The 21,211-nt window shown below is 54.7% G+C and carries 18 protein-coding genes; 10 read left to right on the top strand and 8 right to left on the bottom strand.

The genetic code is table 11. The features are described from left to right. The first annotated feature begins 66 nt into the window (after window positions 1–66). Window positions 67–1,032, top strand: coding sequence for a hydrogen peroxide-inducible genes activator (locus tag CCASEI_RS06430; protein ID WP_025387481.1), 966 nt, complete (start codon window positions 67–69; stop codon window positions 1,030–1,032). Window positions 1,033–1,125: 93 nt separating this feature from the next. Here the strand turns inward: CCASEI_RS06430 and CCASEI_RS06425 are convergent, their stop codons facing one another. Next, window positions 1,126–2,187, bottom strand: a complete 1,062-nt coding sequence (locus tag CCASEI_RS06425; protein WP_025387480.1) for a DUF2189 domain-containing protein — start codon at window positions 2,185–2,187, stop codon at window positions 1,126–1,128. A 331-nt stretch (window positions 2,188–2,518) separates the two neighbouring features. Here CCASEI_RS06425 and hrpA point away from each other — a divergent pair, with 331 nt between their 5' ends. Then, entirely contained in the window at window positions 2,519–6,448 is a 3,930-nt protein-coding gene (gene hrpA, locus CCASEI_RS06420; RefSeq protein WP_025387479.1) for an ATP-dependent RNA helicase HrpA, read from the top strand. Window positions 6,449–6,454: 6 nt separating this feature from the next. Here hrpA and nrdR read toward each other — a convergent pair whose 3' ends face one another. Continuing rightward, entirely contained in the window at window positions 6,455–6,910 is a 456-nt protein-coding gene (gene nrdR, locus CCASEI_RS06415) for a transcriptional regulator NrdR (RefSeq protein WP_025387478.1), read from the bottom strand. Window positions 6,911–7,065: 155 nt separating this feature from the next. Further along, a complete protein-coding gene (locus tag CCASEI_RS15025) occupies window positions 7,066–7,293 on the bottom strand; it encodes a hypothetical protein (RefSeq protein ID WP_155894824.1) in 228 nt (75 codons plus the stop codon). Window positions 7,294–7,757: 464 nt separating this feature from the next. Between CCASEI_RS15025 and lexA the strand changes: the two genes are divergently transcribed. The 3 genes from lexA (at window position 7,758) to CCASEI_RS06400 (ending at window position 9,664) form a co-directional block, all read left to right on the top strand. Then, complete coding sequence (gene lexA / locus CCASEI_RS06405) at window positions 7,758–8,465, top strand: transcriptional repressor LexA (RefSeq protein ID WP_025387477.1); 708 nt, start codon at window positions 7,758–7,760, stop codon at window positions 8,463–8,465. A gap of 150 nt (window positions 8,466–8,615) precedes the next feature. Further along, a complete protein-coding gene (locus CCASEI_RS15020; RefSeq protein ID WP_155894823.1) occupies window positions 8,616–8,756 on the top strand; it encodes a hypothetical protein in 141 nt (46 codons plus the stop codon). A 113-nt stretch (window positions 8,757–8,869) separates the two neighbouring features. After that, window positions 8,870–9,664, top strand: coding sequence for a DeoR/GlpR family DNA-binding transcription regulator (locus CCASEI_RS06400; RefSeq protein WP_006821789.1), 795 nt, complete (start codon window positions 8,870–8,872; stop codon window positions 9,662–9,664). An 84-nt stretch (window positions 9,665–9,748) separates the two neighbouring features. Here CCASEI_RS06400 and ptsP read toward each other — a convergent pair whose 3' ends face one another. After that, window positions 9,749–11,428 carry a phosphoenolpyruvate--protein phosphotransferase gene (ptsP, locus tag CCASEI_RS06395; protein ID WP_006821788.1) on the bottom strand — a complete coding sequence of 560 codons (1,680 nt, stop codon included), beginning with the start codon at window positions 11,426–11,428 and terminating at the stop codon, window positions 9,749–9,751. A 271-nt stretch (window positions 11,429–11,699) separates the two neighbouring features. Here ptsP and CCASEI_RS06390 point away from each other — a divergent pair, with 271 nt between their 5' ends. From CCASEI_RS06390 to CCASEI_RS06380, 3 genes are all read left to right on the top strand, one after another. Continuing rightward, window positions 11,700–12,665 (top strand): 1-phosphofructokinase family hexose kinase, encoded by a 966-nt coding sequence (locus CCASEI_RS06390; RefSeq protein WP_025387476.1) that lies wholly within the window; start codon window positions 11,700–11,702, stop codon window positions 12,663–12,665. A 40-nt stretch (window positions 12,666–12,705) separates the two neighbouring features. Then, a complete protein-coding gene (locus CCASEI_RS06385; RefSeq protein ID WP_025387475.1) occupies window positions 12,706–14,835 on the top strand; it encodes a PTS fructose transporter subunit IIABC in 2,130 nt (709 codons plus the stop codon). A gap of 135 nt (window positions 14,836–14,970) precedes the next feature. Next, window positions 14,971–15,237: an HPr family phosphocarrier protein gene (locus CCASEI_RS06380; RefSeq protein WP_006821785.1), complete on the top strand. Its 267-nt coding sequence runs from the start codon at window positions 14,971–14,973 to the stop codon at window positions 15,235–15,237. 93 nt (window positions 15,238–15,330) lie between these two features. Here the strand turns inward: CCASEI_RS06380 and CCASEI_RS06375 are convergent, their stop codons facing one another. From CCASEI_RS06375 to hflX, 3 genes are all read right to left on the bottom strand, one after another. Then, window positions 15,331–15,834, bottom strand: a complete 504-nt coding sequence (locus CCASEI_RS06375; RefSeq protein WP_006821784.1) for a GyrI-like domain-containing protein — start codon at window positions 15,832–15,834, stop codon at window positions 15,331–15,333. Between the two features lie 92 nt (window positions 15,835–15,926). Then, a complete protein-coding gene (locus CCASEI_RS06370; protein WP_025387474.1) occupies window positions 15,927–17,210 on the bottom strand; it encodes a uracil-xanthine permease family protein in 1,284 nt (427 codons plus the stop codon). Window positions 17,211–17,305: 95 nt separating this feature from the next. Continuing rightward, on the bottom strand, window positions 17,306–18,883 hold the full coding sequence (gene hflX / locus CCASEI_RS06365; protein ID WP_006821782.1) for a GTPase HflX: 1,578 nt from the start codon (window positions 18,881–18,883) through the stop codon (window positions 17,306–17,308). 104 nt (window positions 18,884–18,987) lie between these two features. Here hflX and CCASEI_RS06360 point away from each other — a divergent pair, with 104 nt between their 5' ends. Further along, window positions 18,988–19,758, top strand: a complete 771-nt coding sequence (locus CCASEI_RS06360) for a hypothetical protein (protein WP_006821781.1) — start codon at window positions 18,988–18,990, stop codon at window positions 19,756–19,758. Window positions 19,759–19,760: 2 nt separating this feature from the next. Then, window positions 19,761–20,315: a hypothetical protein gene (locus tag CCASEI_RS06355; protein ID WP_025387473.1), complete on the top strand. Its 555-nt coding sequence runs from the start codon at window positions 19,761–19,763 to the stop codon at window positions 20,313–20,315. Here the strand turns inward: CCASEI_RS06355 and dapF are convergent. Beyond that, complete coding sequence (gene dapF / locus CCASEI_RS06350) at window positions 20,312–21,208, bottom strand: diaminopimelate epimerase (protein WP_035094267.1); 897 nt, start codon at window positions 21,206–21,208, stop codon at window positions 20,312–20,314. The genes CCASEI_RS06355 and dapF overlap by 4 nt on opposite strands. Window positions 21,209–21,211 lie beyond the last annotated feature (3 nt).

The raw sequence follows: 21,211 nt of genomic DNA, 5'->3' as shown, positions 1-21,211 counted from the left end.
TTGAAATGGTTATCAATAGTAATTGGATTTATAGATTTCTTTAACAGTAGGTGTAGAGTTATAGGCATGTTCGATAAAGAGTACCGCCCCACCCTGGCGCAGTTGCGAACCTTCGTGACCATTGCGGAGAACAAGCATTTCGGTACAGCAGCCCAAAAGCTCAAAATTTCCCAGCCCTCCCTATCGCAGGCGCTGGTTGCACTCGAGCAAGGACTCGAGATTCAACTTATTGAACGCTCCACCCGCAAAGTCATCGTGACCTCTGCTGGGGAACGTCTGCTCCCCTACGCGAAAGCCACCCTCGAGGCGGCAGATATCTTCCTGACGCACGCACGAGGCACGCACGGTGAGCTCGCAGGTCCCTTAACTATTGGCATGATCCCTACGGTCGCGCCTTACGTGTTGCCGCAGATCCTGACTGAAATCCAGACCCAGTTCCCAGGGCTTGAGCCACGTATCGTGGAAGAACAGACTACTCACCTGACGCAAGAACTTCGTGATGGTCAGCTGGATATGGCGATCATTGCGCTTCCTGCAGAAGGTTCAGGGCTGGTGTCTGTCCCTCTTTATCGTGAACGTTTCTCCATTGTCCTGCCGGATGGCCATTCCTTGGCGGGCCATAATGATGTTTCATTGGACGAGATCAAGAACCTAGAGCTTTTGCTTCTCGATGACGGTCATTGCCTGCGTGATCAGATCATGGACCTGTGTCGTCGCGCGGATGTGAATCCTTCTGACGCCACGAATTCCATCACCCGTGCATCGTCACTGACCACCATCATCCAGCTAGTGCTCGGCGGCTTGGGGTCAACGCTGCTGCCAGAATCCGCGATTGCTACGGAGTACTCCAACGACAAGTTGAAGCTTGCTACTTTCCGGGATGATGTCATCGCTGAGCGCGAGATTGGCTTGGTCTTCCGTGCTTCTGCTGCCCGTGGTGAAGAATTCCGTCACTTTGGCGAGCTGGTCGTGCAGGCATATGAGGCTGCAGTCGCGCGCTCACGCAGCGTGCTCGCTGAAAAAGTCGGATAGCTAAGTCCCCCAACTCCCCCCAGCGCAAAGCAACGGCCCAACCAGGATGATGTGGTTGGGCCGTTGCTTTGCGCTTAAGTTAGGTATCTACCTTTAACTGCGGTCTATGCTGCCGAATGGAACTGGTCCACCGGCAATCTGGCGGTAAGCATGGGCTTGCGCCAGCAGGTACACAGGCAGCGCAATAATCATGCCGAGTCCAAGCGTTACCAAGGTAATAAAGACCATCACAACGCTGATCGCGATGTTAAATCCGATTAGACGGAAGTAGTTCGCGGCGCCAGACCGGAAGCCCTGCACGATGGACTGTCCAATACCAGCGCGGCCGTCAGCTGCGTACCACACCATCAGCTGGTACAGCGGGGTTACCAGCAAATATCCGACCATAATCAGCATGAGGATGCCCAAGAATGTGCCAATGTTCGCAGCCAAGGAGTTGTAGAACTCAACTTCATCAGTGCCAGCCGCTTCAAGCTGCGCGAAGAAGCTTCCGAGAATCATTGTGACGACAAAGAACGAGAACACGAGGCTGATGAGCCAGAGAATAAACGTGATGGCCAGCGTTGGGAAATAGTGAACATCCTTGCCCAGAGTTGACCAGCCGGTGGAGCGGGAGTCCACTTCCTTGGTTGCAAGGCGGTAGACAAATGGCATCAGAGCCAGGGAAATGAGGCTAACAATATTGCCGGCAAGGTCGGTACCGAGCTCGAAACCGCCACCTGTTTGTCCAGCATCGTTTCCGAAAATCGCGCCGACGATTCCACCCAGGATGAACGAAACAACGATGAAGGCCAAGGAGCCCAACAGCCATAGCTTGGCGTTGGAGAAAGTGCGCTTGAAGCCGAAGCCAATTGCGCTAAATACCTGTAGCTTGCCGTCGGTCTCTACCAAATCACGCTGGCCTGAGCCATTGTTAAAAAGATTCTCTGAGTAACCTGCGCCGCCGAATTGCGCGCCGCTGTAGCCAGCGTTTCCATAATTGGAGTCATACCCTGAGGAATACGGTTGGCCGTTGCCGCTCTGCGCGTATCCGCCTTGACCATAGTCAGGACGGTCTTCGGGATGATTTGTGGACCCGTATCGTGGCAAGTCCCCAGATCCTTCATTCTCCTTGTCCCAGAAGTCATCCTCGTTACCGTTGTATGGAGTGCTCATTTGCCGTCCCCTTCTTAAATAAAAGCTCTACTTCACAGGATAAACACAACCTCGAAAGTAATTCCTGTTCAACGCTACCGTGTACTTTCACAGCCCGCACTACCGCATACAACATTATACTCCCCCGCCGAGAGATTTGGAAACGCTCTTAGCCACAAAGGATTAGCGTTGAGCGAGGTAGAGCAGTATTTATAGGCCTTGAGCCTCCAACTCATTACAAAACTGAAAAATTCTCAGGCTACACATCGGCCAGTTCAAATGCCTGTTCAGTCTCAAGCGCCCAAACCAACTGGGTAAAGGCAATGATAACGGGTATGATTTCCCACTAGTCATGAGTAATTCACACCGCGATAATGCCGCAGAAAATTCACAGAAGTCCCAGGATGATTCTATCGACGCTCCAACTCGCCAAGAGTTGTATGAGCGTCTAGAGCGCGTTGTGCTAACTGAGGAACGTTCTTTTCGCCGTCGCCTGTCCAAAGCACGTACACAGAAGGCACTGGCAGCTATCGGTGTCGACATAGATAAAGCTGCTTCGCGGGTAGAGCTTATCGATGCTCACGTGCCGGAGCTCGAATACCCCGAGGCACTACCTGTCAGTGACTGCAAAGACGATATTGCAGAGGCCATAGCCAATAACCAGGTTGTCATCATTGCTGGTGAAACTGGTTCGGGTAAGACCACTCAGATCCCAAAAATCTGCTTAGAGCTTGGACGCGGACGTCGAGGACTTATTGGCCATACTCAGCCCCGGCGTCTGGCAGCCCGCACTGTCGCTGAGCGTATCGCTGATGAGCTGGGCCAAGACTTGGGCGAGTCCGTTGGCTATGCCATTCGTTTCGATGATCGCGTCACCAAAACAACCGCGGTCAAGCTCATGACCGACGGTATTTTGCTCGCGGAGATGCAGCGTGACCGTTTCCTCAACGCTTATGACACCATCATCATCGATGAAGCCCATGAGCGTTCGCTCAACATCGACTTCCTGCTGGGCTATTTGAAGCGACTTCTTCCCCGCCGCCCAGACCTGAAGGTCATCATCACCTCGGCAACGATTGACCCGGAACGGTTTGCTGAGCACTTCGCGGATAAAGAAGGCAATCCTGCGCCAATCATCGAAGTCTCGGGCCGCACCTATCCCGTGGAGATTCGCTACCGCCCCCTCCAGTTTGAAGCCGCAGGTAAACTAGTAGACCAGGATCCCCTCGACGGCCTGTGCGAGGCAATTGAGGAGCTCATGAAGGAGGGCGACGGCGATATCTTGTGCTTCTTCCCTGGTGAGCGCGACATTCGTGATGCCATGGAAGCAATCGAAGCGCGGCGCTGGCGGGGTGTGGAGGTAACTCCATTGTTCGGCCGTCTATCCAATCAGGAACAGCACCGTGTCTTTAGCCCTCACTCGGGACGCCGCGTTGTCCTGGCAACCAATATTGCCGAGACGTCACTCACTGTCCCGGGGATCCACTACGTGGTCGATACCGGCACTGCGCGTATCTCCCGCTATTCCACGCGCACCAAAGTGCAGCGACTTCCCATTCAGCCAATCTCACAGGCGTCGGCAAATCAGCGTTCGGGTCGTTGTGGTCGTATCGCCGATGGTATTGCTATTCGCCTCTATTCCGAGGAAGACTTCGAGTCCCGTCCAGAATTTACCGACCCAGAGATTCTGCGCACCAACCTTGCCAGCGTCATCTTGCAGATGGTTTCCCTGCGTTTGGGCGCAATCGAAGAGTTCCCCTTTGTCCAGCCGCCCGAGGCAAAATCTATTCGTGATGGCTTGATGGTGCTGCATGAGCTCTCTGCATTGCAGGACACAGAAGACGAAGGGCTGCCCAAACTTACTGAGATTGGTCAAGACTTAGCGCGCATTCCTGTGGATCCGCGAATGGCACGTATGCTTGTCGAGGCACAGAAACTCGGTGCTCTGAGCGACGTGACCGTCATCGTGGCTGCGATGACAGTGCAAGATGTTCGCGAGCGCCCACTCGAGTTCCAGGCCCAAGCCGACCAGGCGCATGCTCGGTTTAAGGACAAGACCTCAGATTTCATCTCCATGCTGAAGTTGTGGGATTACATCCAGGACTCCCGCGATGAAATGTCGGGAAATGCATTCCGCAAGCGTATGAAGAAAGAGTTCTTGCACTACATGCGCATCCGCGAATGGTTCGATCTGGTGCGACAGCTCCAGAATGTCACCAAGCAGATGGGCTGGACGGCTACTCAAACTCAACGCCAAGAGGACAGCATTCACCAGTCGCTGCTGTCTGGCCTACTGTCCAATATTGGCGCACGCGACGGGAACTCAAAGGAGTTCTTCGGCACACGCAACACCAAGTTCCTCATCTTCCCCGGTTCTGCCCTGGCGAAGAAGCCGCCTGAGTTCATCATGGCGGCTGAGCTCGTGGAGACTTCACGTTTGTGGGCTCGCGATGTTGCCAAGATTGATCCGGCTTGGGTAGAAAAGCTTGCGGAGAAGCTGCTGCGACATAACTATTCGGAACCTACGTGGTCGAGCAAGCGTGCTGCCGCGATGGCTACGCAGCGCTCAACTCTCTACGGGGTCACCGTGGTGGCCGATCGCAGCGTGCCTTATCACCGCATCGCCCCTGTAGCTGCCCGGGACATGTTTATCCGCGAGGCGCTCATTGGCGGCAATTGGAACACGCACCACCACTTCTTCCATGACAACGTGAAGAAGCTCGAGGACGCGAGCCAGTATGAGGAAAGGGCGCGTCGCCGCGGAATTGTTGTGGATGAAGATACGCTCTTCGATTTCTACGACCAGAGACTGCCTGCCAAAGCAACCACAGGCCGCAACTTTGACACGTGGTGGAAGAAGGAGCGTCATAAGAATCCAACACTTCTAGATTTTGATCCCGAAAGCCTCATCAATGATGATTCGGCGGTCACCGAAGAAGCGTTCCCTGATCACTGGAAGCAGGGCTCGATTGACTATGAGCTGACTTATCGTTTTGAGCCGGGCGACCCTCTCGATGGTGTGACCTTGATGATTCCGGTTCCGCTGCTGGCGGGGCTGGAGAAAGAACATTTCGATTGGCTGGTGCCGGGACTTCGCGAAGAACTTGTCACGGAGTTACTGCGCACCCTTCCTAAGGCTCTGCGTCGCTCTGTCGTCCCGGTTCCAGAGTTCGCTAGTCGGGCGATGGACAAACTCATTCCATATCAGGGCAGTTTGGTCCAACAGCTTTCTGATGTATTGCGCGAACTCGGCGGATCGGGCATCTCTGCATCTGATTTCCGTCCAGAAGCACTACCGCCTCACCTGAAGTTCAACTTCGCTGCGGTGGACAAGAAGGGCGACATCATCGACTCAGATCGAGATTTGGCGCTGCTGGTCAAGCGCCAAGCTGGATCGATTACCTCTTCGGTGTCACAATTGGGCCGTGCCAAGGAGTCTGCAGCTGTATCCGAATGGACGACTGACACGATTGGTGAGATCGAGGAAGAAGTGGCAACCGTTGTTGATGGCCATGATGTGGTTGCTTATCCCGCGCTGGTTGCCACCCCAGATGGCGTTGAGGTCAAAGTGCACGCGACTAAAGCAGCTGCGGATTCGGCGATGATTACGACGACGCTGACTTTGCTCATGCGCGATATCACCGTCAATACGACGCAGATGGTCAAGGGCCTGCCCTTGCAGCAACGTGTTGCCATCGACAACTACGGTGCTGAAGAGTTAGTCAATGATGCTCGAGTCGCTGCCATCCGCGATGTCATGATGGAATCAGGCGGTCCAGTGCGCTCGCCTGATGAGTTCCAAGAACTCAAAATGAAGGTGAAGCCGGAAGTTCCAGTGCGTGTTCGCCAATCCATTGTCGCTCTGGCTCCGGCAATGGTGCAGTTTGCTCATGTTAGTGATGAGCTCAAGAAGTGGACCGGCCCAGCTATTGATGACATGAAGAAGCAGCTGGACTTCTTGCTCCCGAAGCATGCCATTACGGTCCACGGCATCCAGCATCTCAAGCACCTACCGAGGTATCTGCAGGCCATGAATATCCGAATGGATGAGATGGGAATTGACCCAGACAAAGACGCGGACCGCCAAGCAGAAGTAGAAAATGCTCATGCATACCTCAACAACAGGCTGCGCAATCTACCGGCCGGTCGTGCGAAGTCACGGGAGGTCAAAGACATCCGTTGGATGATCGAAGAGCTCCGCGTTTCCCTCTTCGCACAACGCCTTGGAACCGCTCACGCGGTCTCGTTACGCCGAATCCAAAAGGCCGTCGACAAGCTCTAACGATAATCAAACGTCGCGTTCGCGGCGACGCATGAGGCGAATCTCAGACTCGAAGTCATCCGCGCTATCGAAAGACTTGTAGACGGAAGCAAAGCGCAAATACGCAACCTCATCCAAGTCGCGGAGCGGCTCCAGGATGGCTAGGCCGACATCATTAGCGTTGACCTGGGAGCTGCCGTGACTACGCACCCGCTCCTCTACCTCCTGCGCTAGGCGCTTCAAAGCATCATCGGAGACGTCGCGCCCCTGGCAAGCTCGACGAACACCGCGAATCAGTTTGTCACGGCTAAACGGTTCAGCCAAACCATTACGCTTGACCACCAAGAGGATGGCTTTTTCAATGGTGGTGAAACGTCCCTGGCATGAGGCGCACTCACGGCGACGGCGTATAGCTGAGCCTGCATCGATAACGCGGGAGTCGATCACACGGGATTGTTCGTAATGGCAAAAAGGGCAGTACACCAAAGGTCCTAACTGTGGGATTCTCACGCCAAATTAAAGCGTGATGAATACTTAACTAGAACTAGTGTACTGCCCTTAAGAAAACTTATTCAGACTGCCCAATGTGCCGCTATGGCCAGCGATGTTGCACAAATCCGAATGCTTTGTCGCTCACCTTATCGAGCAATAACCTCACCGGCCGCAGGCGAGCTGCTAACGGAGGTAACCTGCGACATTGGCTCTTCTGATGTATTGAATCCGGCGAAAAGAGTGCCCATGAATACGGCAGCGCCAAATACTGCGCCCAGCGCGATGTTGCTTCGAACACTTGCAGCGCGTCCACCATTTTCGGGAGTAGATAATTCTGGATTTGAAGCATGATGTTCGAAAGTGTTTCGCTGCACTGTTCTAGGGGCGGTCCCTAAAGTGCGAACATTGTTTACACGCGGTTCCCGAAGTGAAGGTTCCCACACAGATACGGATGGAACACGATTCACGCGATGCGGGGAGAAGGTAGAAGTACGTGCTGAATTTGCGTTTCCGCGGTTAAGAGCGATAGCCATAGTAATTTCCTTTCGGTCACGCATGTAACACTATCCATCTATCCAGACACTGAAGCTTGCCATTAGCGCAACTGTTCGATTTTCTTTGTATGTTCGATTTATAACAGGATTTCGAAAGTTTGTCCAGAAATAGCCGGAAATAGTCGAACATCGGTGAAAAACGTGATACAAATACGGTATCGCTTTTATAGCTATTTCACTTTCACCGATTACCCGCAGTCCACTTGACGTAAGTTCAGTCGAACTAAGCCGCTAAAGCATCACGCAATTTGGATGCAGGCTTAGATGTCCAAGGAGCTAAGAAAATGGCCAAACCACGAGGAGTTACTCCCCGTCCAGATATTTCCGAGCTGTCGCCGCGACAGCGCCGGATCCTCGAAGTCATCAAAGATGCTGTTGTTTTGCGCGGTTATCCGCCAAGCATTCGCGAAATCGGTGACGCGGTTGGACTTCAGTCCACCTCTTCCGTTGCTTACCAGCTGAACCAGCTGGAGCAGAAGGGCTTCCTTCGTCGAGATCCAAACAAGCCACGCGCTGTGGATCTTCGCCAGTTTGCAATGGATGATGAGCCGAAGCCAGGACGCAAGAGCACCGCAGAGGCTCCGATTGACGCCACCCTTCCGGAAGGTGCAGCAGGCGTTAGCTACATCCCGGTTGTCGGTCGTATTGCTGCGGGTGCTCCGATTACGGCAGAAGAGAATGTGGACTCCTACTACCCTCTCCCCGATGAGATTGTGGGCAAGGGCGAGCTCTACATGCTCAAGGTCGTTGGCGAATCCATGAAGGACGCAGCCATCCTTGACGGCGACTGGGTAATTATCCGTTCCCAGCCCACCGCGGAATCCGGCGACTTCGTCGCGGCACTCCTGGACAATGAGGAAGCCACAGTCAAGGAATTCCACCAGGACTCCAGTGGCGTGTGGCTACTTCCCCACAATGAGGCATTTGCACCTATTCCAGGTGATGACGCCAAGATTATGGGCAAGGTTGTCTCTGTAATCCGCAAGATTTAACACGAGCACTCGCTAGAACCTAGGCTGCGCCCTCTACCCAAGGAGGACGCGGCCTCTTTTTGTGTTCTCAGTTTGTGGGATATCGGAAATCTACTCCCCCCGAAAGGGTAATTTCCTTTGGCTCTTAAATCGCAGGTATTCCCACATTCTGTGTCCGATATTAACCCGCTGACCGCTATTAATAGCAGCAACAATACTGTACAGCGGGCTACAAGTGATTATGCCGTTGATGCTGAATCTGTGTTTAGTTCTGAAAACCATGGCATTCTGGAGTTAAGGCTGCCAAATTAGGACATAACTCCACATTTCCGCCCTCCGTTTAAATTTCTTGCGCATCTCATTATCGGGTGGGGGAATTGACCTTGACTGATTCGACCTAGGCCCGTGATGGAAGGGAATGCCATATGTACGCTGAGGAGCGTCGCCGACAAATTGCTTCATTGACTGCAGTAGAGGGTCGTGTCAACGTCACCGAGCTGTCTGAGCGCTTCGATGTCACTGCTGAAACCATCCGTCGTGACCTTGCGGTACTCGACCGAGAAGGCGTTGTGCATCGTGTCCACGGTGGCGCCGTGGCATCACAGTCTTTCCAAACTTCTGAATTGACTCTTGACACGCGTCTGCGTTCAGCAACCACCGCAAAGATGGCGATCGCCCGTGCCGCTATGGAATTTCTCCCCCAGGGCCACGGCAGTATCTTTCTCGACGCGGGTACAACCACGAGCGCAGTGGCGGATCTGATTGGTCAATCCCCTGCTGCGCATCAGTTGTCTATCGTCTCGAATAGTCTGCCCATTGCATTATCGCTGGCGAATAACGGTGTGCAGTATGTCCAGCTGCTTGGCGGCACGGTTCGCGCCATCACGCAGGCTGTTGTGGGCGATACGGCACTGCGCACGATGGCGTTGCTTCGTGCAGATGTCGCTTTCATCGGCACCAACGCCCTCACTTTGGACCATGGGTTGTCCACTGCGGATGCGCAGGAAGCAGCCATCAAGTCTGCCTTCGTTACCAACGCCCACAAGGTAGTTGTCTTGTGTGACTCATCGAAGTTGGGCACGGACTACTTAGTTAGTTTCGCCCCAATTTCTGAGGTCGATGTCGTTATCACTGATAGCGGCGCATCTGAGGTCTTCTTGAACTCCCTGCGTGATCGCGAGATTGAAGTAGTCGTTGTTCCTGATGCACACCGTTCTTAGTCAAACGCTAAAACAAACAAGCCGGTCAGAGCAGAACAGTTACTGCTTTGACCGGCTTGTTGGTGATGAGTTCAAGCTCGTGTTTTAAGAGTTGTATTCATCCAACAGTGCGCGGACAGCTTCGCGTGCCTCTGGTGCGCCCACGGAGTAGATGGCTGCCTCGGCCATCTTCTGGCACTGCTCCAGGGTCACTTCAGCGAGCTGAGCACCCACGCCAGCGATTGCCGTCGAGGCCGCGGACAAGGAATTGACGCCAAGTCCTACAAGAACGCAGGCCAATAGTGGGTCTGCTGCAGCCTCACCGCACACACCAACGGGGACGTTGTTGTCAACGCCGCCAATGCAGGTGTGCTGAATCAAGCGCAGAACTGCAGGCTGCCACGGGTCCGTCAGGTATGCCAGCTGTGGAGACAAACGGTCTGCAGCCATTGTGTACTGAGTGAGGTCATTGGTACCGATGGATACGAAGTCCAGGTGCGGCATGATGGTATCGGCCATCAAAGCAGCAGCTGGAACTTCAACCATTGCACCTGGCACTAGGCCGCGCTCACGGCATAGCTCCGCAAACCACTTCGCCTCAGTGGAAGTCGCCACCATGGGTGCCATAACCCAGGTTTGAGCGCCTTCATTACGCTCTGCTGCGGCTTGGGCGATAGCATCGAGCTGGCGAGTCAGCAAAGACTCGTTATCCCGTGCAATACGCAGACCACGAACACCCAGGGCTGGGTTTTCTTCTTCGCTCAAGGTTGCATAGGAAATTGGCTTATCAGAGCCCGCATCCAAGGTTCGGACAACGACCTTGGAATCAGGGAATGCTTGGAACACCTTGCTGTAGATCTTGGCTTGCTCATCAACCGAAGGCTCGGAACTAGCAGAGAGGAATGACAGCTCGGTGCGGTACAGGCCAACACCTTCTGCCTGAGACTGGGCGGCAAGACGTGCTGCATTGCCATCGGCAACATTGGCAAGAACCTGAATGGAGTGACCGTCTTTGGTCTGCGCGGGACCGGTCCACTGCGCAACTTTCTCGGCACGTTCTTTGTATTCCTCAACAGCCTGACGAGCTTCGTTCTCATCAGCGTCAGTGCTCACAGTGCCCAAAGCACCATCAATAAACAGCACTGTCGACGCTTCAATCTCACGAAGAGACTTGCCCACGGCGACGATACAAGGGATATCCAGCTGACGGGCAATAATCGCGGTGTGGCTGGTTGGGCCACCAAGCTCAGTCACCAAAGCCTTCACGTGGGAGGTATCAAGGGTGGCTGTGTCGGCTGGCGCCAAATCATCGGCAAGCAAAATTGCCTCACCCTCAATGTGAGGAAGGCCCGGTTCCTCTTCCCCCCGCAACTCAGCGATGACACGATCGCGCACATCGCGCAGGTCAGTCGTGCGTTCTGCCATGACGCCACCAGCGGCCTCAAACATGGCAACGAACTTATCGGTCGCGCCGACAACCGCATACTCTGCATTGTGTCCACCGAAGATATTCTTCTTGACGGCCTTTTGCCACCCACGGTCTTTGACCATTCCGGCGGTCACGTTGAGAACTTCCTGCGCATGACCTTCGGCTTGTGCGGCACGGTCATTTAGACGTGTGGACACCACTTCTGCTGCTTGCTGGAAACGTTCAAATTCGGCGTCACGTGCATCTTCCGCGATGGATTGGCCTGGTTGCGGAAGTTCTGGACGCGGACGCACCCAAACGGCTGGAGCATAAGCGACGCCTGCAACGACGCCAGTACCGTTGATGGACTTTGACATGGTGTGTTCTTCTCCCTTGTCTTTCTTGCATGCTGTGCGCTGCGCTTTATGCCTGCGCCATGCGAAACAGTGATGCGGATTAGAGGTGTGAAGTTGTAAATGGGTTTGGGAAACAATATTCCACAGATTAGCCACAGAATATCATTGACAATCGGACATATTCGGGCAACAATCAACATTGTCGAGTATTTATCCATGCAATTTCCCAAGTAATCGCCATTTACTCGGGCTTTGTGCCAATATAGCTAATTTTTGGAGAACCCCGCACAAAATGATTGTGACTCTAACTCCGAATCCAAGTATCGATGCCACTATCGCGTTGGATTCCGCCCTTGAACCCGGCACTGTGCACCGGGCCCACAGTATGACCCACGTTGCCGGCGGCAAGGGCATCAATGTGGCCCACGCAGTCACGCTGGCACACCAGCCCAACATCGCAGTTTTCCCGGCTGCCGACAATGATCCTTTCGTTCCTTTGGTTCGTGACATTAACGTCAAGATCAAGACAGTTTCCATTGATGAACCCATCCGCACCAACACCACCGTTACGGAACAATCCGGGCGCACAACCAAGCTCAATGGCAAAGGTCCGTTGGTGGATGAGAAGGCACAGCAACTGCTGATTGACGCCACCTCCGCCGCGGCTGCCGATGCCGCGTGGGTAGTTATGGCCGGTTCCTTGCCGAATGGCGTGCCGTCTGATTTCTATGTCACGGCCATCAAGTCTCTGCGTGAATCAGCACCGAATGTCCGAATTGCTTTGGACACTTCCGACAAGCCGATGGAAGAGATTGCAAAGAATCTCTCTACCGCGGCACCTGATTTAATCAAGCCAAACGGCCTGGAGCTGGGTCAGCTCGTCGGTGAGGACGGTCTTGCACTAGAAGAAGCAGCTGAACAAGGTGACTTTTCTGGTGTGATTGCTGCAGCACGCAAGGTCAACGCTCAGGGTGTTGCCTACGTACTGGTGACGCTCGGCGCTGCGGGTGCACTGTTGGTCACTGAGTCGGGCGCGTGGTTGGCTAGTCCGCCACCGATCGACGTGGTCTCCACTGTTGGCGCGGGCGATAGCTCACTTGCTGGATTCTTGTTGGCCCAGGCGGCTGGCAAGAGCTTGGCTGAATCTCTACAACAATCCGTAGCGTATGGTTCCGCCGCAACCTCATTGCCGGGTACAACTATTCCGACTCCGGATATGCTGAATCTGGAACAGACCGAAGTCAGTGAACTGAATTAGTTTCATATTCCTTCCCTTATAAATCAAGGAGAGACCTCTCATGGCATCCGATCTCATTACTACGGACTTAGTCGCGTTAGACGCTGACTTTGGTTCGTCCGTTGATACTGTCATTACCCAGCTCGCTGCGCTCGTGCATGGCGCAGGGCGTGCCAACGACATCGAGGGCTTGGCACAGCCTGCAATCGAGCGTGAATCTCAGGCTGGCACTGGCGTGCCTGGCCAGGTCGCAATCCCTCATTGCCGTTCTGAGGCAATCAGCGAACCCACCTTGGCTTTCGCGCGCCTGTCCAATCCAGTGGACTTCTCTGGTCCTGACGGTGACGCCCAATTGGTTTTCCTCATTGCAGCGCCAGCTGGCGGCGGCAAAGAACACCTAAAGATTTTGTCCAAGCTGGCTCGCGCGCTGGTTCGCAAGGATTTCCTAGAAGCGCTTCGCACCGCAACCAGCAAGGAAGAGATTGTCTCCCTCGTCCTCGAGGTTGTCAACGCAGAGAAGAAGCCAAAGGCACAAGCTACACCTGCAGCTGAGTCTGCAAGCGCCGCGGCTGGCACCGCAGCAGCGGGCACCGCTGCAACCACCGGAGCATCCACCGCAGCATCCACGGACAAGGGCTCAACCTTGAATGTTGTTGCGGTTACCGCCTGCCCCACCGGCATTGCGCACACGTACATGGCTGCCGATGCTTTGACGCAGACCGCTGAAGGCCGCGACGATGTAAATCTGACGGTCGAAACTCAGGGTTCCTCCAACAACACTCCCGTGGCGCAGTCTGTCATTGATGCAGCCGATGCAGTCATCTTCGCTACTGACGTCGGGGTGCGCGACCGTGAACGCTTCGCGGGCAAGCCAGTCATTGAATCGGGCGCAAAACGCGCCATCAATGAACCTGATGTGATGCTCAACGAGGCTGTCGCGGCTGCAAAGAATCCGAATGCTCGTAAGGTCACGGGTTCTGGTGCGGCGGCATCGTCAAGCAGCGAAGAAGCCGGCGGACAACTGAGCTGGGGCAAGCGCATCCAGCAGGCCATTATGACCGGTGTGTCTTACATGGTGCCTTTCGTTGCTGCCGGTGGTCTGCTGCTGGCCCTAGGCTTCCTCTTCGGCGGCGCCGATATGGCCAATGGCTGGCAGGTGATCTCCACGGAGTATTCCCTGACCAACCTGCCAGGTCATGACGTTGAAGTTGATGGCGCGACCATGACTTTTGAGCGTTCTGGCATGCTGCTCTACATCGGTGCTGTTCTCTTCGCTACTGGCCAAGCCGCGATGGGCTTCATTGTCTCCGCACTGTCTGGCTACATTTCCTACGCTCTTGCCGGCCGCCCAGGTATTGCCCCTGGTTTCGCTGGTGGCGCGATCGCTGTTGTGGTTGGTGCTGGCTTCATCGGTGGTCTGGTGACTGGTCTGCTTGCAGGTCTCATCGCAATGTGGATCGGCTCCTGGAAGGTTCCACGTTGGATGGTTTCTCTGATGCCAGTCATGTTGATTCCACTGCTAACCACCCTGGTGGTTGGCCTTGCCATGTACTTCGTGCTGGGCGCACCGCTAGCCGCACTGATGACCGGCCTGCAGAACATGCTGGGCGGAATGTCTGGATCCTCTGCAATTCTGTTGGGCATCGTGCTTGGTTTGATGATGTGTTCCGACCTTGGCGGACCAATCAATAAGGCGGCGTACCTCTTCGGCACCGCCGGTCTGTCCACAGGTGACCAAGCTTCCCTGCAGATCATGGCTGCGGTTATGGCTTCCGGCATGGTTCCACCAATCGCACTATCCATCGCAACCTTCGTGCGCAAGAATCTGTTCACTCCAGCTGAGCAGGAAAACGGTAAGTCTTCCTGGCTCATGGGTCTGGCATTCGTGTCTGAAGGCGCTATTCCATTCGCTGCCGCCGACCCATTCCGCGTCATTCCAGCAATGATGGCTGGTGGCGCAACGACCGGCGCAATCATCATGGCGTTCGGCGTCGGCTCCCGCGCGCCACACGGCGGCATTTTCGTACTGTTCGCTATCGATCCAATTTGGGGCTACATCGCCGCAATCTTGGGCGGCACTCTCGTGGCAACCGTACTGGTTATCACCTTGAAACAGTTCTGGCCTAACAAGACCATTCAAGAAGCAGCAGCTAAGAATGAGAAGGAAAAGGCCGCTGCCGCAGCTGCCTAATACCTGGACAAAATCCGTGACCTTGCCTCGACTTTGAATCATTCTGGGCCCTTCGCGGGACCATTCGTGGCAGAGTTTCGGATTCGTCTTTAAACTGGTGTGAGAAATTTTAATTCTGGAAAGGATTTACTAATCATGGCTTCTAAGACAGTAAAAGTCGGCTCCTCCGTAGGCCTGCACGCACGTCCAGCTTCCGTCATCGCGGATGCTGCAGCAGAGTACGATGAGGACATCTTCCTGGCTCTCGTAGGCGAAGAAGACGACGATGAAACCGATGCCGCATCTTCTTTGATGATCATGGCATTGGGTGCCGAGCAAGGTGACGAAGTCACCGTCACTTCTGACAACGCTGAAGCCGTTGAGAAGATTGCCGGTCTCATTGAGCAGGACCTCGACGCCTAAGCGCTACCCAAGACCTCGCAATACCAAGCAGAGGGTCTGAGAAACTTCCAGTAGGAAGTACTCAGACCCTCTGCTTTTGTCTGCCTATGCTCGCTAGTGCGACAAGTACCAGTACAAATTGGTCACAGCTTCAGCGGTGCTGCTGTCATCTCCCCTGTCCACATAATCTTCAAAGGTCGGCTCGGAGACTTTGAAGCCTTCAGTCGCGAGTTCTTGGGCGAAGGCAGACCAGGAATCTCCAAGCTTGTTGTAGCTGCCGTGGTGCACGGTCATCGCTGCATTGCGCTCATCAAACTCGATGAGCTCCAAGCCGCCAAACGCTCCATTGGAGTCACTGTTGTTGGATTCTTCTACCGCTGCGCGGATGACGTCGAGGTCTTGCTCAGCGATGACATATGCCGCGGCAATATCAATCTCATCGGGCGACATTGAATATGTATATGCGCGGCATGCCTCTTCTTTTATGCCAGCCTCGTTCACGAGCGCTTCGATGCGTTCATAGGAGGGCTTGAGGAAAGTTGGGATGCTGTCCAGCGGGACGGTGTCGCGGATTGAAAGAATATGGTGAGCTGGAACGGTGGTCATTTCGATCTTCATGTGCTGATTCCTACTCTGAATTCCGCGCGAGAATTTCTCTGCCAGAACTCCACTTATTGGTGATATAGGGCACAGGCTACCACCGTTTGCTGTTAGTACTTTGCGTGCTGGCCCTCACCAAGGGTTTCGTACAGCTTCTTCAAAATTGGGTAGGCGACGATGATACCAACGGAACCCCAGGCAATGCCTTCGAGTGAGATGCCAAAGACCGTCAGCGTTAGGTTGCCGATACCTGCGACAAGCGCAACTGCAGCACAAGTGAGGTTGACCGGATTGTTGAAGTTGACCTTGTTATCCATCCAGATGCGGATACCCAGCATGCCGATGAGGCCGTAAAGCACCAGGGTAGCTCCACCCAGCACACCGGTTGGGATGGTGAAAATCAGTGCACCGAACTTTGGAATGAACGCGAGTGCAATCGCGGTGAAAGCAGCGACCCAGTAGGCAGCAGTGGAATACACGCGGGTTGCCGCCATCACACCAATGTTTTCCGCGTAAGTTGTGGTTGCAGAGCCGCCGAAGCCACCCGCAAGCCCCGTAGCAAGACCATCTGCAATCAGCGCGTCGCCAGCAAGATCATCCAAGTCCCGCTTGGTCATCTCACTGACAGCCTTCACGTGGCCGACATTTTCAGCAACGAGAACAACAAGCACTGGCAAGGCGACTGCAATCGCGGAGAAGTTGAACTCCGGTGCATGGAACTGTGGCAGACCAATCCATGCCGCATCAGCAATGGATTCCGCAGCGCCTTCACTCAGGTTTCCGGTCACAGCGGCGAAAATCCAGCCGATGATGACACCGATGAGGATGCCGAGGCGTGAGACCATTCCGCGTCCGCCGATGGTGCACAGGGCGATGGCCAGCAAGGTGACGGCCGCAACCCCTGGCTGGGTTTGGAAGTTTGATGCTGCCGTTGGCGCCAGGTTAAGGCCGATCAACGCCACGATGGCACCGGTAACAGCCGGCGGCATAACCGCATCTACCACTTTGCGGCCGGCCATCTTCACAATGAAGCCGACGACCATGAGACAGACACCGGTGACAAGAATGGAACCAGCCTGTGCACCGATACCGTACTGCTGGGAAGCAGCGAGCGGCGCAATGAAGGCGAAGGAGGAGCCGAGGTAGGACGGGAGGCGGTTGCGGGTGATCAGCAAGAACAGGATCGTGCCGACACCGGAGAACAACAGCGTGGTGTTAACTGGGAATCCAGTCAGCGTTGGAACCAGCAGCGTTGCACCGAACATGGCAACAACGTGCTGCATGCCAATGCCGATGGTCCGCGGCCAATTCAGGCGCTCCTCAGGAGCTACTACTGCCCCTGGTTGAATCTTCTTACCGTCTCCGTGCAGCTTCCAGCCAATTAATGAACTCACGAAACACTATTATTGTCTATCCCCAGCAATTCACCTAACCATTTGCCAAACTAATTTCTGCAGGTGTGGGAATACTTCAGAAGAACAGGTGCATCCTAGGAAGCGCTGCGGTCCGAGTCTGTGGCAGAAGAATCTTTGTTCATGAGCTTGGTCGCCTCTTCTTCGCCAATGATGAACTCTTCAAGCTCACCAGCTAGCTGCGCCGGCAGGCGAACATCAACGAAAGTGCCCTCTTCAACGTAAGACTCATCCAAGACCGTGCCCAAGTCATGAACCCGGGCGATGACATCACCGCGGGTAAACGGCACCAGAAGCTGCACGTGAGAATCCAGCGAGTTCAAAAACAGCTCAATGCGCGTGGTCAGCTCACTAATGCCCTCACCAGTAAAAGCTGAAACATAGACGACATTGTCACGGTCGAGAACGTGGCGAATCTCCGCTAGCGCGAGCTCATCAGCAGCATCAATCTTGTTGATGACAATGATTTCTGGTGGCGGGGTCTCCCCTGTTTCCTTAGCAATGTCATAGATGACCTTATTAACAGCGTCAATCTGCTTCAGTGGGAATGGATCTGCGCCGTCAACCACATGCAGCATCAAATCAGCGTTGAAGACTTCTTCCAGGGTGGACTTGAATGCTTCAACCAACTGAGTTGGCAGGTGGCGGACGAAACCAACGGTGTCCGTGAGAACTACGTGGCGGCCATCGCCGAGCTCTGCTTTACGCGTGGTGGGATCCAAGGTGGCAAAGAGCGCATCTTCGACCAAGACACCAGCGCCGGTCAAAGCGTTGATGAGCGAAGATTTACCAGCGTTGGTGTAACCAGCGATAGCAATCTGCGGCACAGTCGAGCGCTGACGGTTCGCACGCTTAACGTCACGTGCGGTCTGCATGCCTTTAAGTTCTTTGCGCAGACGCGACATTTCCGTACGGATTCGGCGACGGTCAGACTCAATCTTGGTTTCACCAGGACCACGCAGACCAACGCCGCCATTCGAGCCAGCGCGGCCGCCGCCCTGACGGGACAGGTTGCCACCCCAACCACGAGTGTGGGTATAGAGGTATTCCAGTTGGGCCAGTGAAACCTGCGCTTTACCTTCTTTGGACTTCGCGTGCTGAGCGAAGATATCCAAAATCAGCATGGTGCGGTCAATCACCTTGGTGTTAAGTTCGCGCTCCAAAGCGGACAGCTGACCAGGGTTGAGCTCACCATCGCACACGACCGTATCAGCGCCGGTGGACTCAATGATTTGCTTGAGTTCTTTGACCTTGCCGGAGCCAATAAAGGTGCCGGGATCCGGACGATCACGCTTTTGGTACAGCATCTGCACAATCTCTGCGCCGGCAGTCTCCGTCAATGCTGCGAGCTCAGACATCGTGGCTTCTACTTCTGCTGCCGTGCCTTCGGTCCACACACCAACGAGGACGACTTGTTCAAGGCGGAGCTTTCGGTACTCCACCTCATAGCCGTCGGTGGTGTCCTCAGCTCGAATTTCGGTATCACGTGTAACTCGCCTAAAAGCATTGCGCTCTGCGAGTTCTAGTTCACCCAGGGTTAAATCTTCATCATCGCGCTCACCTGAACGGGGCTGCGGGGTGTTTTCTGAAAAAGCACGTGCCAACAGCTCGTCACGCTCTTTTTCACTATTAAATCGGTTAGAAAAATCTGTCATTGTCTCCCCAGTATCGCACGAATGACCTGCCCTTGGCTAGAAGTCACAGGTAAATGACACCAATGCATTTTCGATAACGCACATTTGGGACTAGAATCAAAGTCATGACTACCGCCCAGACCCACTCAGAGATGCTCGCACTCGGTTTCAATTTTGAGCACTGGCAAGACGTTGTGGAAGCAGCCATCGCCACCAATCAGCTCACCGTGACCGGTGAAGTTCGTGGCGGACAGTTGATCCAATTTGCAGATGCCTCCGGCGCACAGCTCAATATTCTTGCTGTGGAGCCTTTCTCCACCTTCATCGGTTTTGAAGGCATTACCCAAGCATTTGCCCACGTCTCCATGGTTAATGATGTGCTGAGCTACATGAACATCATCACCCCAACCGGTGACACCATTGCGGAGATTACTGCGAACCTGGCGCAGGGCCCGCTTCTTGCTGAGGTTGAAGAACAGCAATGGCAGCAGGTTGGCATCACCGCTATGGGTCTGTCGGTACAGTCCTATGACTCAGCGGAAGCCTTCGAATCAGCAGAGGGAATGTACCCTGCGCTGTTTGAATCCGATGGCGCGGAAGTTATTAACTCCGGCAACGGTGGCGCAGCCCCAACCCCAGGCGCTCGCTTCGCGGCGCGTGTCTTGGAATCTAGCTGGCGCCACAACCAGCTCAGTGGCAAGAAGTTCATGCACGTTGTTCTTGACGGCGCATTCCCCTTCGATCTGTGTCTGCCAGAATCCTTCGGTGAATTGCCGGAGAAGGACACCGTCTTGGCCGGAGCCGCTTTGATGACAGCAAGTGTCTTGACCCCAATGTCCGGCTGTGGCTCAGGCGGCGGATGCTCCTGCGGCTCAGGCGGTTGCGGCGGTCACTAGTCATGCAGTGGGGACCTAGCGGATTTACATCACGTCAGCGCACCATATTTGGCAGCATTGCCATTGTGGTCGCGGCTTTCGTCGTGCTCAGTGTGCTCCGCCTCCCCGGTGTAATTATTTGCCTGATCATTCTTCCGATCGCGCTGTTTATGCTATATTCGCGCCCGGATGCTTCAGAGCAAAAGACTCTGCGTTCATCAATTTCTCTCTCCGCGGATGATATCCAGGACGTAGTTGATGAATACGAGCACTTTGCGCACTCAGTTGATACTGCTGCGATTGCAGACCGTACCCTTCACCGCCCCGCGTTGATGGACACTGAGTGTGAAGACCCAGCTGTGGAACAATTCCACTATCAGCTCTCCACCGCGAAGCGCTATTTGCGCCGCTTGGATGCCCGTTTGGCAAAGGCCAATATGGAAACCAGCGAGTTTGAGCAATTGCTCAAGATCACCGATCAGCGCGCGCTGGAACTGAAAGAATCGTGGCTGGTAGCTCGCCGCGCAGCACTTGCGCTGGGACCGAACTACCGCCGCGATATCGAGGGCGAAGCTTAGATTGCAGCTAGGCCAGTTGCCACAATTTCAGATGGGCCACGCAGAGTGGAACCATCTTCACGAACGTCAACAAGCACCTGTCCGCCAGGGACGTTGACTTTCACGGAACCTGTGACCGCCCCGGCATCGGCGAGTGCCGATACAGCGGCTGCGACCGTTCCGGTTCCGCAAGAGCGAGTCTCCCCCACACCACGTTCGAAGACGCGCATGTGTACCTCGCCGTCTTTCAGCGGAGTCACCACCTCGAGGTTGAGGCCGTGAGGGAAGAATTCCGGATCGAACTCTGGCTGTTCAAGAATAAGTTCTGCCAAGGACTCAGAAGTTAGTCCCGGAATGGTTGCGGCGAGATGCGGGTTGCCCATGTCTACGCCAAGACCGGCATAGGACTGCCCTGCCATATTCGCGGTGGATAGCCCCATGACTTCGGGCGCTCCCATTTCTACGCTGACTTCAGCCCGGCGGGAGTTGAAAGAATGCACGGTGATTGGCTTTACACCAGCGCGAGTACCAACGGTGAACGAAACTTCTCCGTCATCAGAAGCATCAGATGGGAAACGCACCAAGCCTTGCACCACTACCCAGTGGGCGAACACGCGGGTGCCGTTGCCACACATCTCTGCAATCGATCCGTCAGCGTTGCGGTAGTCCATGAACCAGTCATCACCAGCAATGCCCTCGGCGAGCTCAGTAATTTCGCCATTATCCACCAGGGCTTGTGCGCGAATAACGCGCAGCAGACCATCAGCACCGATACCCGCTCGACGGTCGCACAACGCTGCGACGCGATCGGCGTCGAGCGTCAGCTCACCTTGTGGATCATTGACAATAATGAAGTCATTCTCCGTGCCATGACCTTTTGCGAACGGAAGTGATGCGGTGGAAATAGTAGACATGAC

The organism is Corynebacterium casei LMG S-19264, from assembly GCF_000550785.1.
GTDB classification, from domain to species: Bacteria; Actinomycetota; Actinomycetes; order Mycobacteriales; family Mycobacteriaceae; genus Corynebacterium; species Corynebacterium casei.
This window is presented reverse-complemented; position numbering and strand designations above follow the sequence as displayed.